Consider the following 15,114-nt stretch of genomic DNA (forward strand, 5'->3'; position numbering starts at 1 on the left):
TGAAAGGGGCGCGGCGCCTGTTTCTTTATTCGGTTTTTTTCGTTTTGCGCAGAGCACGGACTTTTTTGATGCAGTCCGCAATATGGTCTTTGACTTTGCCGGGGTCGCATATGAGTCCATCCAGCATGCGCTGCAGATAATCGCCGAATGCCGCAACGGTATTGCTCTCCCGAATGCGGAAAATAATATAGGGCGGCTCTTCTTTGAAAATATAGACTTCCTGGTCTTCAAATACATGCAGGGCAAAGCCTTCGGGCGGCGTATCAGAGAGTACGACCTGAAACCAGGGACAGGCTTCCATCAGATGCAGAATGTATTCCAGGTGCGCGCAGTATTCTTCGGGCTCATAATAAACCGGCGACCCTTGCAGCATGCCGGCGCAGGAAATCTGGACCTGTCCGGCGGCAATCTCTTCCGGTCTGGCCAAATGCAGGATGTGACAAAGATGGCGGCATCCGCTGCTGGCGGTCATGCGGCTGCTCCAGCCCGTATAAAGCTGGTGCAGCGCATCGCCGGCAGGGGACGCGATTTCCTGCTGCAGACGGCGAATGACGCGCCGCGGCACGGTGGTCAGCGACAGGCTGGCAGAAAGCAGGATGCTTTCCGCGCCGCGGTCCACATATTCCTGAAACGTATCAATAAATGCGCTGGAAGTCAGCGAATAAAATTCGATCAGCGGCCGGCAGAGCGCCACATAGCTGGAAAATTCATTGGTAAAGGAATCAACTGCCTGCCGGTCCCGCGTCATGAACGTGGTGGAAACGCTGGCCTGCTGGCCGATGGAGGTGGAAAACGCCGCGGCGACATCCGGAATGACCGACAGGGTGCGTTTGTAAATGCCGTCGCGCAGGCGGGGGTAATAATACGGCTCAATGGCGCCCGATATGTACAGCGGCAGCCAGCGGCGGATAACATCGAACATTTCGTCAATATCATGGCTGATTTTATGAATGACCTTGACTTTGCCGCCGCGCAGGATGATTTGCCAGAGCAACGCGGTCCATTCGTAGGAAAAGGACGGGCTGCCGTTCATCCATTCGGAATCCTCGTCGCTGTACAGCAGCAGTGTGACGGGCTCGGGCTGCTGAAGCGCAAGGTTGAACAGCGCAATGGTTGCCTGGCGGCGTCCTTCATCCCCGTAAAACGCAAGCGCGTCGTTCTGCGCGGGCTGGCCGGACTGCCGTTTGGGCGAAGGCGGCAGCGATGAAAAATCATGCAGCAGCGCGCCGACAGGGCTGGCGGACTGCTCGTCATAAAGCCAGCGAATCATCTGGCGCTCGATCACGCCGTCGTCCGCCCGCGCATCTGCACCGATGGCCTGACAGAGCAGGCGGTGCTTATCCTGCCCGCCGGTGCGGTGCAGCAGAAAGGCACATATGGAAGGCAGATATTCGCTGTCCCGCGCAAGGGTGCGGCTGCCGCGGCGCAGGCGGCTGATATACGAGGGATCAAACTGCATGTGGCGTGCAAGTACACTGTTGGAGGTTCCAGTCAGTTTTAACAGAAAATCAAATTTTTCTGAAAAAGGCACGGGATTCACCACCTTGTGATAGCATATGTTTTATTATTGCATGAATAACAGTGTTTGTCAAGAAACGTGACTGATGAAGCGGCTGCCGTTGCGCTTGACCGGTCAGGATTTCTCCGCTATAATTTGAGATACTACAGGACCCCCTGGCGGGGGCCAAAGGAGCTGCAAAGATGAAAATGGAGCAAAGCATCACAGGGGATGAAATCCTTGTTGCGAACAGCGCGGCGCTGACGGGCGTTTTTGCCACTACGGGCGATCCGATCGTCGCCGGCATCCATGCATATCTGGATATGGTGAATGCGGGCGGTGGCATTTACGGACGCACGCTGCGTCTGCTGCATATAGATGACGGGTATGACGGTCCGAAGGCGCTGGAAGCGTTTGAGGAACTGGTCATGCGGCAGAAGGCGTTTGCATACCTGTCCCACTTTGGCGCGCCCTCTGTGGATGCCACGCTGGATGAGATTCGCCGCATCGGCATTCCGGTTTTCGGCTTTGCGACCGGCCTGGGCCGGCTTTACGCAGAGCAGGCGCAGAATTTTGCACAGGGAGCCAACTGCTACCCGATTCAGCCGATTTATGTGACAGAAGGACGTGTGCTGGTTGTGCGCGCGCTGTCCATGTTCCGGCCGAAGAAAATAGGGGTGCTGTATACCAATGACGATACCGGAAGGGACTTGCTGGCCGGCGTTATGCTGCAATGCCGCCGTCTGGGCAAGGATTTTGCCGAACAGCGGGTGGAGCTGGATATGTCCACGCTGCCGGCTGCGGTGGAGGCGCTCAAAGCCGCGCAGGTGGACTGTGTGATCATCGCCGCGCCGCAGGCGTTCTTTCCCACGGTTGCGGGGGAGATGGCCGATCAGGATTTGTGCCGCCCTGTGTTGACAACGTACCTCAATTCCATCATTACCATTGCGCAGGCTACCAACCGGCGCGTAAAAGGCAAATTTGATATTTATGCGCTGAGCTGGCTGAACTATCAGGATGAGCGGCTGGATAATCTGGAGGAAGCCTCCATCTGGCTGGGGGACTATGCGATGAACGGCTATGCACACTGCGGTTGGATCAGCGCGCATTTCTTCTGTGAAGGGCTGCGCCGCATGGGGCCCGGCATGCCCCGCTGGGCGGATTTTCCCGGCGTTATGGAGCGGGCGCCGCTTCAGATTCCCTTTGGCGGCAAGGTGGACTATGCAGGCGGCAAGCGCATGGGAACGCAGGAGATGAGCCTGGTCAAGCTGGACCTTTCCGCACCGACCGGCTGGCAGTTTATTGACGGACTGCGCAGCATGGGCGAGCTGCTCGGCACATTATAATAAAAACGTGAAAAAGCGCATCGGACAGGCTTCCGATGCGCTTTTGTTTATGTGGTCCAGGCCTGCCGCAGCAGGCGAACGGCTTCACGGGTCTGCGTCTCGGTCAGACCGGCGTAGCCGAGCACCAGCGTCGCGCGCGGCGGCTTGACAGGCGGCGTATAGTAGCTGGACAGCCCGTAAACCCGCACGCCCGCCGACCTGGCGCGCGCGATGAGCTCCTGTTCGGCCATACCGTTGCGCATATGCAGCAGCAGATGAAGCCCAGCTTCAGAACGGGAAACCTCATGCGGCAGGCCGGCCAGCTCACAGTCAAGTGCGTGCATCAGTGCGTCCCGCCGTGCCTGATAGATTTTGCGGCTGCGGCTGATATGCCGCTCAAAACCGCCGGTGCGCATGAATTCGGCCAGCGTGTACTGGTCAAAGCTGGGCACTGTGGAGGAGTAAAGCGAAAACTGCTGGCGAAAGCGCGCCATCAATGCATCGGGCAGCACCAGATAACCGATGCGCAGCGAGGGCGCAAGGCTTTTGGCAAACGTGTTCACATAGATGACCCGTCCGATGCGGTCCAGTTCGCCCAGCGCGGGGATGGGGCGGGAGGCGTAGCGGAACTCGCTGTCGTAATCGTCCTCAATGATGTACCGATCGGGGCCGTCAGCGGCCCAGCGCAGCAGCTCCATGCGCCGCGCGGCCGGCATGACCGTGCCGAGCGGGAAGTGGTGCGAAGGGGTCAGGCAGACGACGGAAGCGTCGCTTTCTCGCAGCGCGTCGGCCCGCAGCCCCTTTTTGTCAAGCGGGAGCGGACGGATCTGCGCACCGTTTGCGGTAAGAATCTGGTACAGTTTGCGGTAGCCGGGGTTTTCCACCGCATAGACGCGCCCTTTGCCGAGCAGCAGAATCACCAGATGAATCAGATATTCCGAACCGGCGCCGACCAGAATATTATCCGCAGGTACATGGATGCCGCGGAAATCGCGCAGATAGCGGGCAATTTGTTCGCGCAGCGCAGGCACACCGTTCGGCGGAACGGCGCGCAGCAGATTGCCGGCGTATTCGCTCAGTACATGGCGGGACAGGCGCGCCCAGGTAGCGAACGGAAAACAGTCGGTATCAACGGTGTTGGTGCGGAAATCGTACCGGCAGTCGTCCTCTGCCGCAGGCGCCGGGCAGGAAGAGGCCTGCGCTGCGGCAAAACTGTGCGGCAGGGGGGCGGGCACGGCAAGCTGTGCCTGCACAAAGTAGCCGCTGCGCGGAACGGAAGTGATATAGCCTTCGGCTGCCAGCTGGCCGTAAGCCGTCTCCACCGTAATCTGGCTGACGCGCAGGTGGGCGGCAAGCTGGCGTTTGCTGGGCAGGCGCTCGCCGCCTGCCAGTGCGCCGGAAATGACGTCTGCGCGCAGAAGCCGGTAAAGCTGCTCGTAAAGCGGCGTGGATGCGGCGGGGTCAAGGTGATAGGTAAGCAAAAAAATCCCTCCCGACTGGCATTGCTGCATTAAGCATACCAGCAGGAAGGGGGAATGTCAAATCAGCCCTGCCGTGCGCAGCAGGAAGAGGATAACGGTCAATGTTACAGCGCTGAGCGCAGTGGACAGCACAATAATGGAAGAGGACAGCACATGGTCGCCGCCCATGTTTTTGGCCATCACATAGCCGGTGACGGTGGCCGGCGCGCCGTACAGAATGACAAGCGCAACCATTGCCTGTTCCCGAAAGCCAAGCCATGCGGCGATGGGCAGAAAAACAACCGGCAGACCGATCAGTTTGATAAAAGTGGCCGCGCAGGTGGGGCCGAGCTTTTGAATGGCTTTACGTCCCTCAAAACCGGCGCCGATACTGAGAAGGGCCAGCGGTGTGGCGCAGCCGGACAACATATCCAGCCCCTTGGACAGCATGGGCGGAAAATCAACCTGCATCAGGGAGAAGGGCAGGCCGGCCAGAATGCCCAGAATAATGGGGTTGGTGACAATACCGCGCAGGGTGCGGGCAAGCACGCCTTCCTGCTGCGTCTGGCTGTTCTGCGGGGCGGTTACTGCCAGCACAAGCACAGAATAGACGTTATACAGCGGCACCGTGGCGACGATCATCAGCGGCACCAGGCCCACCTCGCCATACAGGCTTTGCACAAAGGCAACGCCAAGCACGGCCTGCGAACCGCGGAATGCGCCCTGCGTGAACGCGCCCACCATGTTTTTATCGGGCAGCAGTTTGGCAGCGCCAAACCAGATGACGAGAAAATACAGCGTGGTTGTGCCGGCGCAGAACAGAAAAAAGCGTGCGTCAAACTGCTCGGTAATGCGGCCGGACGAAATATCGCGGAACAGCAGCACGGGCAGCAGCACTTTGAACACCAGCCGGTCAATTTCGGACAGGGTAGAGGGTGTGAAAAAATGCAGGCCGCGCAGCAGGCGGCCAAGCAGGATGATGGCAAAAATCGGAATGGTTGCGTTCAGGCAAAAAAGCAGGTTATCAAGCATGCGGGTTGCCTCCAGCCTCTTCGGAGAGGAAAAAATCCTGCAATTTGGCAAGGCTCTGCGCTAAAACCGCCGTCTGTTCGGGGGAGAGCGTTTCCAGCACGGAAGCGACCATCCGCTCATGAAAGGCCTTGTGGTACGCATAAGCGGCTGCGCCCTTGTCGGTCAGGGAAACATGGACCACACGGCGGTCGTTCTGGCTGCGCGAGCGGCAGATCAGCCCCTTGGTCTCCAGCTTATCGCACGCAACCGTCAGCGTGGCCAGCGTAACACCGATGGAACGGGCGACTTCGCTCATGCGGACGGGCCCCATATCTCCAATTTTTTCAATGATATGGATCTCTGTAATCGAGACGGAATTGCCGAGGCCGGCGGCCATTGCCCGTTCTTCAATTTTTTCCACGCGGCCGAACACATCGACCAGAAAAGAATTAATCAGTTCCGCGCCGGGCATAGCCGCACAACTCCTTCCATTGCTTCAATACACAAATAATTATATTAACTAAATATTAGCACACCCAGCGTAAAAAAGCAATAAGAAAGGCCCTCCTTTTCAGGAAGGCCTTTGGAGATTGTTTCAGCGTGCAAGAAGCTGGTTCTGCACGGTTTCAAAGCCCAGCCGCGCCACCGTGTCACAAAAACGTTCGCCTGGCTGGCCCTGGTCACGGAACAGCGTCAGCGCGCGTTCAATGACGGTCAGCACCTCGTCCTTGTCGGTAAACACGCGGTCAAGCGGGCGGCCCATGGCGGTGCGCTTGCCCCAGCGGCCGCCGATGTACATCAGATACCCGCGGGTCTCTTCGGTGACAACGCCAAACGGGCACTTGCCCACGCAGCGGCCGCAGTGGTTGCACTGCTCGGCGGTATGAACGATTTTTCCGTCCTGCAAGGCGGAGACGCCGATCGGACAGGCCTTTTCAATCTGGCAGAGCTTACAGCCGCGGCACTTGTCCAAATCGTATGCGGGTACGCGCTGACCGACGATGCCGATGTCGTTCAGGTCGGGCTTGACGCAGTTGTTCGGGCAGCCGCCGACGGCAATTTTGAACTTGTGCGGCAGTTTCTGGTCGTTCCAGCCGACGAAGAAGCGCTCATGGATTTCCATCGAGAGCGCATAAGTATCAATTAATCCGTATTGGCAGGTCGTGCCCTTGCAGCTGACAACCGGACGGACCTTTGCGCCTGTGCCGCCTGTTTCCAGGCCGTGCTCCCGCAGAAACGCGCGCATCGGCTCGATGTTGGCATAAGGAACTTTCTGCACCTCGCAGGTCAGGCGCGTCGTCATGGTGATTTCGCCGCTGCCGAAGCGCCGGGCCGCCTCGGAAATGGCCTGCATTTCGTCGGCAGTGATTTTGCCGTTGCGGGTGATGACCCGCCCGTTGAAGCAGTCCTCCGTATTTTTATCATGCAGAAAACCAAGCGCCTTGACACGCTTGATATCCTCTGCCGACGGACGGATGTTCGCTGAATTGCCCATATCCTTCTCCTCCTTGCCGCGTAAAGCGGCCGCTCTCTCCTCATGGTTACTCTCTGTTTTTTATTCTAACAGAAAAATAAAAAGCTGTCAATCGCAATCCGCTGCCATGAAAAAGACGGTTGCAGTGTTGCATTTCGTGTTGCATGCCCTTGTTTTTTTGTGATTTTTATAAATTGTTTATGACTTCAAATAATCACACAAAACCGCTTCAAACCCGCACCACAGCTAAGAAAAATAAAAAAGCCCGCGCAATGCGGGCTTTTCGTAACTGGAGCGGATGATGGGAGTCGAACCCACCTATGCAGCTTGGGAAGCTGCCGTTCTACCGATGAACTACACCCGCAAATACTTTATTTATTGTATCGTTAGAATCCGGATTTGTCAAGAGACAGATGAATGTAAACCAAAATATTAATAATGGTTGACAATAGGCGCGGGACGTGTTACAATGGCGCTGGTTCAAACGGGAGGGATATGATATGGAAAGAAAACAGAAAGGCGATGTGCGGATGCTGGCGCTCAGTGCGCTGTTTACCGCGCTGATTGCGGTGGGTGCGTTTATTCGGGTTCCGGTGCCGATGTGGCCGTTTACTTTGCAGACGCTGTTTACAACGATGGCAGCGCTGCTGCTCGGGCCGCGGTATGGCACGCTGGCATGCGCGGCTTATATGGTGCTGGGGCTGGCCGGCTTGCCGGTTTTCACGGGCGGCGGCGGACCGCAGTATATTTTCCAGCCGACGTTTGGCTGCATCGTAGGGTTTGCAGCCGGCGCGCTGCTGGCGGGCACCATTGTCCAGCGGGCGTCCAGGCGGAGTTTCCGGCTGTATGTTGCGGCAGGGCTGGCCGATGCGGCAGTGGTGTATATCATCGGGATGGCATGGTTTTGGGCGGTTAAGGCATTTTATCTGCATGACCCCATTGGAATATGGACGTTGTTTGTCACCTGCTTTGTACCGACCATTGGCGTGGATATCTGCAAGGCGATTGCAGCGGCGGCGCTGGCCGTTCGGCTGGAACCGGTGCTGGGGCTGTACCGCAGCGCGGCAAAGGCGGAATAAATACGGCGGAAAATACAGTTGGACGGCGCGGCTCCGAAGATGGAGCCGCGCCGTTTTATATGGATGCAGCAGGTAAAGAAAAAGGGCGGCGCCGCCGGAAAACCAGGCTTTCCTTTTGTATGGAAAGATGCTATACTATGGAATAATTAACAGAGACACTGTTTGGTGTGGGAAAGGAAGGGTAAAATGCTCGGCAAGCATAAGCAACCGCAGGCAAGCCCTGCAGCTGAAAAACGCAAAAGGGTGCGGCGGCGCTGGACGATTCGCGGCGTGCTGTCCTGCTTCATTGTAGTAACGCTGGTGCGTTCGGCGTTTATGCACCGGTTTGAGAATGTTTTCGTCTGTGTACTGGCGCTGATTCTGTTCGGTATTCCCGTGCTGCTGGAAAAACAGCTTGCAATTGATATTCCGCCGCTTATGGAAGGTATTATTTACTGCTTTATCTATGCAGCGGAAATTCTGGGTGAAATCAACTCCTTTTATACGATTATACCCGGATGGGACACCATGCTGCACACCATCAACGGGTTCCTGGTTGCGGCGGTCGGGTTTTCGCTGGTGGATTTGTTTAACCGAAGCGAACGGTTTACTTTCCGCCTGTCGCCCATGTTTTTAGCGGTTGTTGCGTTTTGTTTTTCCATGACGGTCGGCGTACTGTGGGAATTTTTTGAATTTGGCATGGACCAGTGGTTCGGAACCGATATGCAGAAGGATTTTCTGGTCACGTCGGTCAATTCCGTGCTGCTGAATCCCAGCGGATTAAATACCGTGGTGCATGAACCGATAGAAACGCTGATTGTCAACGGCCAGGACTGGATGCAGTTCCCGGGCGGTTATATAGATATTGGCCTGATTGATACGATGAAGGATTTGCAGGTGAACTTTATTGGTGCGGTTGCGTTTTCCGTCATTGGCTTTTTCTATGTAAAGACCCGCGGCAAAGGCAAGCTGGCGGCCTCGCTGATTCCTGTTGTGCTGGATGAACAGAAAAATCAGCCGGAAGAAAAAAATAATCAGCCGGAAGAAAAAAATTCGCCGGAGGCGGAACAAAAGGAAAACGGAGACCGTCCAACTGAGCAGAACAACGAAAAAGGAGAAACGAACCAATGAAGAAAAAAGTGCTGAGCGCGGCGCTTGCCGCCTTGGTTGCAGCCAGCGTGCTGCCGGTATCTGCCTGCACGGCTGAGGCTGCCGATTTTGAATATGCCCTCAACAGAGAAAAGCACATGGCGTATATTGGCGGCTACGCGGACGGCACGTTCCGTCCGGACGCACCGATTACCCGCGCGGAAGTCTGCAAGATACTGGACGCGCTGCTGGTGCAAAAGGCCGGCGCGCAAACAACGGAGTTTTCTGACGTTGCCGAAGGCAAATGGTATACGGGCCCCATTGCAGAGCTGCAGGGCGCCGGCTGGATCGGCGGCTATAAGGACGGCACCTTCCGTCCGGACGACTATATTACCCGTGCGGAGTTTGTCACCATTCTGTCCCGCACCGGCGCGCACACGGATATTGGCACCGACCGGACGTTTACGGACGTACCCGAATCCTTCTGGGCGTATGACGCTGTGCAGCTTGCGCTGGCGCAGGGCTGGACGGACGGCTATAAGGACGGCACGTTCCGTCCGGACGCAACCATCACCCGCGCGGAAACCGTCACCATGCTCAACCGTGCGCTGGGCCGTCAGGCCGACCCCATGATGGTAGCGACGGGAGACGGTATCCGTATTATGCCGGATGTGCCGGATACGCACTGGGCGTATTATGCAATGCTGGAGGCTTCGACCGGCCATGCGCATGAGATGCAGGACGGTCTGGAGCGCTGGACCTCGTTTGACAAGGAAAAGACCGCGCTGGCAGAAGGCTGGCAGAATGTCAACGGCATGCTGTTCCATGTCAATGCAGAGGGACAGTTTGACAGCAGCACGACGATTGACGGCCTGGAGCTGGACCACAACGGCCGTTATACGACCGGCTCGGAAGAGCTGGACCGCCTGCTGGCAGATGCGGTCAAGGGCGTAGTAAACAGCGGCATGACCCAGCAGGAAAAGCTGCGCGCGGTTTATGATTACGCGAAAAAGACCTTTGGCTACCTGGGCATTGGCTCGGTGGATACCGGCAAGGCCGGCTGGGAAGTGGAACAGGCCACCAATATGCTGAAGAATAAGAAGGGCAACTGCTATTCCTGGGCTTCTGCATTCACCTATCTGGCGCGCCAGGTTGGATATGACGCCAAGGCGATTGCCGGCAAGGGCGTCAGCCCCAAGGGCAGCGAGTCTGTTCACGCCTGGACGGAAATTACGATTGACGGCGTAGCCTATACCTTTGACCCGCAGATTGAGAGCGTTTATGCCGCGCGCTATGACGAGCATTATGACCTGTTTATGAAGCAGTATGGCGAAGCGGAGTGGGGCTATAAGAAGGATGAAAGCCAGCCTTCGGAGCCGGAAACGCCCGAAACGCCCGCGGCTGACGAGGCGCTTGCCGCGCTGATCGAAAAGATTTATGGCGATAAGCAGTTCGGCGGTATGCTTGCGCAGACGCCCCTGTCCAATAGCATGGGCGCGGACGGTATGACGCAGGCAATCGGCTGGTACCTTGGCACGGATACGCTGGACTTTGAGGCCGGTCTTGCTTCTGAATCGGCGATGACCTCGCAGGCGCATTCGGTTATCGTGCTGCGCTTTGCGGATGAAAAGGCGGCCAAGGCGGCTGTTCCGGTGCTGCAGGAAAGCGTTGACCCGCGCAAGTGGATCTGCGTAGGCGTGGAAAAAGCCGTGGTGGAAAGCGCCGGCAACCTTGTCTGCGTCATCATGGATGATGAGAACGGAAGCACCTATCGGGATAATTTCCTCAAGAACGCTTCGGCAAAGTAAAAATAACTGCAAATCAAAAACCGCAGCCGGTCGGCTGCGGTTTTTTTGTGTGGGAAGCGGCGCTTATTCGCCGCCGTGGTTGTCCTCTTTGATTTCGCCGCGGCGGAATGCGGCCAGAAGTGCTTTGAGGTCGTCAATTTTCTGCTGAATCAGCAAGCCGTTGTCCGTCTCGCGGATGCGGATGCGGTTTTCCGAGCGGTCAAACGCCATGGAGGTGGACAGGATGTCCTTATTGTCCCGAATGGCGTTGCGCCGCCCCGGAAACGGCTCGTGCGCGGTGATATGGATGCCCCAGGAATCGAACACCAGCGTATAACCGGCGATGCCGGTCGTCGGCTGATAGGCGCGGCAAAAACCGCCGTCAATCACAATGAGCCGGCCGCCTGCCTTGATGGGACTTTCCCCGTCCTTGGTTTTAACGGGGATATGCCCGTTGACGATATGGCAGTGCTCGCCCTCCAGACCGAATTCATGCAGGATGCGCACGCATACCGCGTCTTCATTATAGTAGGAGTAATAGGGGTTCTTGGGCTCCGCCCAGGTGCTTTCGTCTGCAATCAGGCGGCGTTCAAAGGTGGCGATATGGTCGCGGCCGAACGAGGGCGAGTTGCGTCCGCACCAGAGGAACCACAGAAAATCCTTGCCGAACTGCCGTTCGGGCGTGCCTTCGCGGGCATAATAGCCTTCCCGCGCAACGGTTTCGCACCAGTCCATCAGCGCCTTGCCGGAAAGCTCCTGTCCGCCAAAGGAGAATTTCAAAAATTCGCCGTTTTCGTCCATCGGGATGCAGCCGTGGAACAGCAGGTTGCCGTTGAAGCATTTGTACAGCCCGCCCTTGGAATACAGGAAACGGATATGCCGCTGCAATTTTTCGCTGCGGAGAAATGCGTTTTTGAGCTGCGCCATCAGCTCATGCTCTTCCGGCGTCAAAAGATAGGGGTTGGCGGGATCAATGGTGGGGAAATCGCAGTCGCGCAGCGGATAGATGCCCGAGCGAAGCGCCACCGTGCCGTTTGCATAGTCAATTTTATCAAGCAGCAGCCGGTCATCCATATGGAAAGAAGGATTGCGCAGAATGGTTTGGCCTTCCAGCTTGAACTGAATGACCGCGATGGCCTTGTGCATGCGCGCAGCGCGGGTGCGGTCAAGCGCGTCGCTCTCACCGGCAGCTTCTGACTTGGGAAGGAAGCAGCAAACGTCGGAATTGCGGTAGGTTTCGTCTGCAAACAGCGCCAGCGGACGCAGGCTGATGCCGTAACCCGTTTCAACCATTTCCAGATTGTTGTAGGTGATGGAATTGCTGAGGACCGTGGCGATGCAGGTACGGCTGCCCGTAGCCGCGCCCATCCACAATACGTCGTGATTGCCCCATTGAATATCGACGGAGTGATGCTCCATCAGCATATCCATAATGATATCGGCCCGCGGTCCGCGGTCAAAAATATCGCCGACGATGTGCAGATGGTCGACGACCAGCCGCTTAATCAGGCTGCACATGGAGATAATGAAATCTTCGGCGCGGTCCGTTTCAATGATGGAGGCGATGACCGTATCAAAGTATTCGCGCTTGTTGTAAATATCATTGTTTTTGTTGAGCAGCTCGTTGATGATATCTCCGTTCCAGGGGGGCAGGGCGCGGCCGACTTTGGCGCGCGTGTATTTGGAGGCGCAGAGACGGCAGATGTCAATCAGACGGCTGAGCGTGATGCGATACCACTCGGAGCGGTTGGACGCGGCAGACGCCAGCTCCTCCAGCTTTTCTTCGGGGTAGTAGATGAGCGTCGCCAGACGGGCACGTTCATCTGCGGGCAGGCTGTCCCGCAGTACGATGTCAACTTTTTCGCGGACGGCGCCCGAAGCGTTGTTCAGAATATGTACGAACGCATCGGCCTCGCCGTGCAGATCGCTCATAAAATGCTCGGTGCCCTTGGGCAGGCTGAGAATGGCCTGCAAATGAATGATTTCGCTGCTGGCTGCCTGTACGTTCGGATATTGGCTGGCCAGCAGGCGCAGATATTTTAACCGGTCGGTATGGTTATCCATTGCGAAACACTCCCTTCTGGTTTCTCTTCTCTTTCAGTATGCCACAAAGTTGCAGGAAAGACAAAGAGATTTGTGTAAAATGCAGGAAAAAAACCGCCTTCCTGAAACGGAAGACGGTTTGTGGCTTTATTTGGGCCGCTTGGCAGGCGTTCGGGTGCGGTCGGGCGCCCAGCCTTTGAGCGGATAGCGCTGGATCGCGCCGAAAATGCGCTCGCGCAGGCCGGGCATGGTCTGTTCGAGCTGCCGGAGCAGATCCTTGATTTCCTGCCGCTTGGTGTTGCCGTCCGCCGGACAGGGATTGTGTACGACCGGCAGGGCGTGCCGCGCGGCAAACGAGCGGACATAGTATTCCGGCGTGTACAGCAGCGGCCGGATCAGCGTGATGCCGCTGCGGTCAAGAAAGGTGACGGGCTGAAAACAGGAGATGCGTCCTTCGTAAAACAGAGAAAGCATATAGGTTTCCACCACGTCGTCAAAGTGATGCCCGAGCGCGACCTTGGCGCAGCCGGCGGCCTTGGCGGCTTCGTGCAGTGCGCCGCGGCGCATTTTGGCGCACAGGGCGCAGGGATTTTCCTCCTGCCGCACGTCAAAGATGATGGTTTTGATCTCGGTCGGGATGCGGATGTATTCGACGCGCAGCGTGTCGCACAGGGCCTGCACGGGGGAGAAATCCATCTCCTCATACCCCATTTCAAGCGTGATGGCAACAACTTCAAACCGCTTCGGATAAAAGTCGCGCAGCTTTGCCAGCGCAACCAGCAGGGCAAGCGAATCCTTGCCGCCGGAAACGCCGACGGCAATGCGGTCGCCCTCCTCAATCATATGGTAATGATCCACCGCGCGGCGGACATAAGAAAGTATTTTTTGCATAAACAGGACCCTCGCTGAACGGAAAATTTGAAGAATACCTGTTATTTATATCAGAAAAGCGGCAGCGGTGCAAATGCAAATTGTGAATTGAGAAGTTAGAAAACGAGAGATATAAAGAGATTACAAGAGAAAAAAAGAGAACATGATGGATTTAAGATAATTTTTGAAAAAACAGCTTGACTTACGAAAATCAATATGTTTTAATAGATATGCTCGCTTAGAGCGCATGAAAAAGTTGTCAAATCATTTTGATATAACAAACGGAGGAAGAAAACATGTCTACTTTTATGGCTAAGGCAGAGACTGTCGAGCGTAAGTGGTATGTGCTGGACGCTGCGGGCAAGCCGCTCGGCCGCACCGCTGCTACCGCCGCCATGCTGCTGCGCGGCAAGCACAAGGCTGAGTTCACCCCCCATGTTGATTGCGGCGATTTCGTTATCGTTGTCAATGCGGACAAGGCGGTTCTGACCGGCAAGAAGCTCACCCAGAAGTACTACCGTCATCACACCGGCTGGGTTGGCGGTCTGAAGGAAGTACAGTACAAGACCCTGATGGCTGAAAAGCCGGAGATGGCGATGCAGCTCGCAGTCAAGGGCATGCTGCCGAAGAACTCGATCGGCCGCCAGTCTGCGACCCGCCTCAAGGTATTTGCAGGCGCAGAGCACAATCATCAGGCACAGCAGCCTGTTGCGTGGGAAAAGTAAGGGAGGAACGAACTGATGTATACACCTAAGAAAGCTTATTTCTACGGCACCGGCAGAAGAAAGTCCTCCGTTGCCCGCGTTCGCCTGTTCCCGGGCGGCACCGGTGAGATCAAGATCAACAACCGTTCGATCGACAACTACTTCGGTCTGGAGACCCTGAAGATGGTTTGCCGTCAGCCGTTTGAGACCACGAACACCACCGGCAAGTTCGATGTGGAATGCACCGTTTCCGGCGGCGGCTTTACCGGCCAGGCCGGCGCAATCCGCCACGGCATCGCCCGCGCTCTGCTGCAGGCTGATGCGGAGCAGTACCGTCCCGCTCTGAAGGCGGCTGGTCTGCTGACCCGCGATCCGCGCATGAAGGAGCGTAAGAAATACGGCCTCAAAGCTGCTCGTCGCGCTCCCCAGTTCTCCAAGCGCTGATTTACCCTCGAAAGCATTCAAAATCCCCGGAAACCATTGGTTTTCGGGGATTTTTGCGTCTAAAGAGTTTGATGTAGTTTGACTGAATTTGACGCAACGAAACCTCTTTTAACCCGTTTTCTATGGGTTAAATGGTGGACAACCGCCCTAAAATGAGGGGTTATGGGTTAAAAAATAGGACAACCAAAGAGCGTTTCCCCCCCTCACAAAATGTGTTTTCCGTAAAATCGGTTTGGCTGAATTTGACCTAATTTGAATATAATAAAATAAATCTAATCGCTATGCGCTCAGTATTTCTGCTGGGCGCTTTTTGCATTTCCGGGGGATTTGATTCCGGGACCAGAAAAGGCC

13 protein-coding genes and 1 tRNA gene are annotated in these 15,114 nt (G+C 56.3%); 6 read left to right on the top strand and 8 right to left on the bottom strand.

Features of this window, described 5'->3' with window-relative positions:
• Positions 1–25: 25 nt before the first annotated feature.
• Positions 26–1,459, bottom strand: coding sequence for a hypothetical protein (locus ACOYIE_RS04270; RefSeq protein ID WP_433410923.1), 1,434 nt, complete (start codon positions 1,457–1,459; stop codon positions 26–28).
• 242 nt (positions 1,460–1,701) lie between these two features.
• On the opposite strand from ACOYIE_RS04270, the gene ACOYIE_RS04275 reads away from it, so the two are divergent.
• Positions 1,702–2,844, top strand: a complete 1,143-nt coding sequence (locus tag ACOYIE_RS04275) for an ABC transporter substrate-binding protein (RefSeq protein WP_433410924.1) — start codon at positions 1,702–1,704, stop codon at positions 2,842–2,844.
• A 47-nt stretch (positions 2,845–2,891) separates the two neighbouring features.
• On the opposite strand, the gene ACOYIE_RS04280 is transcribed toward ACOYIE_RS04275, so the two are convergent.
• The 5 genes from ACOYIE_RS04280 to ACOYIE_RS04300 form a co-directional block, all read right to left on the bottom strand.
• A complete protein-coding gene (locus ACOYIE_RS04280) occupies positions 2,892–4,304 on the bottom strand; it encodes a PLP-dependent aminotransferase family protein (RefSeq protein ID WP_433410925.1) in 1,413 nt (470 codons plus the stop codon).
• 57 nt (positions 4,305–4,361) lie between these two features.
• The gene (locus ACOYIE_RS04285; RefSeq protein WP_433410926.1) at positions 4,362–5,315 is read right to left on the bottom strand and encodes an AEC family transporter; all 954 of its coding nucleotides are present in this window, start codon (positions 5,313–5,315) and stop codon (positions 4,362–4,364) included.
• Positions 5,308–5,766, bottom strand: coding sequence for a MarR family winged helix-turn-helix transcriptional regulator (locus tag ACOYIE_RS04290; RefSeq protein ID WP_433410927.1), 459 nt, complete (start codon positions 5,764–5,766; stop codon positions 5,308–5,310). The genes ACOYIE_RS04285 and ACOYIE_RS04290 overlap by 8 nt, the downstream gene beginning before the upstream one ends.
• 123 nt (positions 5,767–5,889) lie before the next feature.
• Entirely contained in the window at positions 5,890–6,789 is a 900-nt protein-coding gene (locus tag ACOYIE_RS04295; RefSeq protein ID WP_433410928.1) for a 4Fe-4S dicluster domain-containing protein, read from the bottom strand.
• Between the two features lie 269 nt (positions 6,790–7,058).
• Positions 7,059–7,132: transfer RNA gene (locus ACOYIE_RS04300), tRNA-Gly, on the bottom strand.
• 136 nt (positions 7,133–7,268) lie between these two features.
• Here ACOYIE_RS04300 and ACOYIE_RS04305 point away from each other — a divergent pair.
• From ACOYIE_RS04305 to ACOYIE_RS04315, 3 genes are all read left to right on the top strand, one after another.
• Positions 7,269–7,847, top strand: coding sequence for a biotin transporter BioY (locus ACOYIE_RS04305; protein ID WP_433410929.1), 579 nt, complete (start codon positions 7,269–7,271; stop codon positions 7,845–7,847).
• 186 nt (positions 7,848–8,033) lie between these two features.
• Positions 8,034–8,957: a hypothetical protein gene (locus ACOYIE_RS04310; RefSeq protein ID WP_433410930.1), complete on the top strand. Its 924-nt coding sequence runs from the start codon at positions 8,034–8,036 to the stop codon at positions 8,955–8,957.
• Entirely contained in the window at positions 8,954–10,723 is a 1,770-nt protein-coding gene (locus ACOYIE_RS04315; protein WP_433410931.1) for an S-layer homology domain-containing protein, read from the top strand. The genes ACOYIE_RS04310 and ACOYIE_RS04315 overlap by 4 nt, the downstream gene beginning before the upstream one ends.
• Before the next feature lie 63 nt (positions 10,724–10,786).
• Here the strand turns inward: ACOYIE_RS04315 and ACOYIE_RS04320 are convergent, their stop codons facing one another.
• Together ACOYIE_RS04320 and ACOYIE_RS04325 are read right to left on the bottom strand one after the other, a co-directional pair.
• Positions 10,787–12,766: a fructose-1,6-bisphosphatase gene (locus ACOYIE_RS04320; RefSeq protein ID WP_433410932.1), complete on the bottom strand. Its 1,980-nt coding sequence runs from the start codon at positions 12,764–12,766 to the stop codon at positions 10,787–10,789.
• A 126-nt stretch (positions 12,767–12,892) separates the two neighbouring features.
• Positions 12,893–13,636: a tRNA 2-thiocytidine biosynthesis TtcA family protein gene (locus ACOYIE_RS04325; protein WP_433410933.1), complete on the bottom strand. Its 744-nt coding sequence runs from the start codon at positions 13,634–13,636 to the stop codon at positions 12,893–12,895.
• A 275-nt stretch (positions 13,637–13,911) separates the two neighbouring features.
• On the opposite strand from ACOYIE_RS04325, the gene rplM reads away from it, so the two are divergent.
• Positions 13,912–14,340, top strand: a complete 429-nt coding sequence (rplM, locus tag ACOYIE_RS04330; RefSeq protein WP_433410934.1) for a 50S ribosomal protein L13 — start codon at positions 13,912–13,914, stop codon at positions 14,338–14,340.
• A gap of 15 nt (positions 14,341–14,355) precedes the next feature.
• Positions 14,356–14,763, top strand: a complete 408-nt coding sequence (rpsI, locus tag ACOYIE_RS04335; protein ID WP_433410935.1) for a 30S ribosomal protein S9 — start codon at positions 14,356–14,358, stop codon at positions 14,761–14,763.
• Positions 14,764–15,114: the final 351 nt, after the last annotated feature.

Source organism: Agathobaculum sp. (assembly GCF_050946325.1).
Taxonomy (GTDB): domain Bacteria; phylum Bacillota; class Clostridia; order Oscillospirales; family Butyricicoccaceae; genus Agathobaculum.

Coding starts and splice junctions, on each gene's coding strand:
- ACOYIE_RS04275 (WP_433410924.1), top strand. CDS start 1,702: ATGAAAATGGAGCAAAGCATCACAGGGGATGAAATCCTTGTTGCGAAC.
- rplM (WP_433410934.1), top strand. CDS start 13,912: ATGTCTACTTTTATGGCTAAGGCAGAGACTGTCGAGCGTAAGTGGTAT.
- ACOYIE_RS04310 (WP_433410930.1), top strand. CDS start 8,034: ATGCTCGGCAAGCATAAGCAACCGCAGGCAAGCCCTGCAGCTGAAAAA.
- ACOYIE_RS04305 (WP_433410929.1), top strand. CDS start 7,269: ATGGAAAGAAAACAGAAAGGCGATGTGCGGATGCTGGCGCTCAGTGCG.
- ACOYIE_RS04270 (WP_433410923.1), bottom strand. CDS start 1,459: ATGCAGTTTGATCCCTCGTATATCAGCCGCCTGCGCCGCGGCAGCCGC.
- ACOYIE_RS04320 (WP_433410932.1), bottom strand. CDS start 12,766: ATGGATAACCATACCGACCGGTTAAAATATCTGCGCCTGCTGGCCAGC.
- ACOYIE_RS04285 (WP_433410926.1), bottom strand. CDS start 5,315: ATGCTTGATAACCTGCTTTTTTGCCTGAACGCAACCATTCCGATTTTT.
- ACOYIE_RS04295 (WP_433410928.1), bottom strand. CDS start 6,789: ATGGGCAATTCAGCGAACATCCGTCCGTCGGCAGAGGATATCAAGCGT.
- ACOYIE_RS04315 (WP_433410931.1), top strand. CDS start 8,954: ATGAAGAAAAAAGTGCTGAGCGCGGCGCTTGCCGCCTTGGTTGCAGCC.
- ACOYIE_RS04325 (WP_433410933.1), bottom strand. CDS start 13,636: ATGCAAAAAATACTTTCTTATGTCCGCCGCGCGGTGGATCATTACCAT.
- ACOYIE_RS04290 (WP_433410927.1), bottom strand. CDS start 5,766: ATGCCCGGCGCGGAACTGATTAATTCTTTTCTGGTCGATGTGTTCGGC.
- rpsI (WP_433410935.1), top strand. CDS start 14,356: ATGTATACACCTAAGAAAGCTTATTTCTACGGCACCGGCAGAAGAAAG.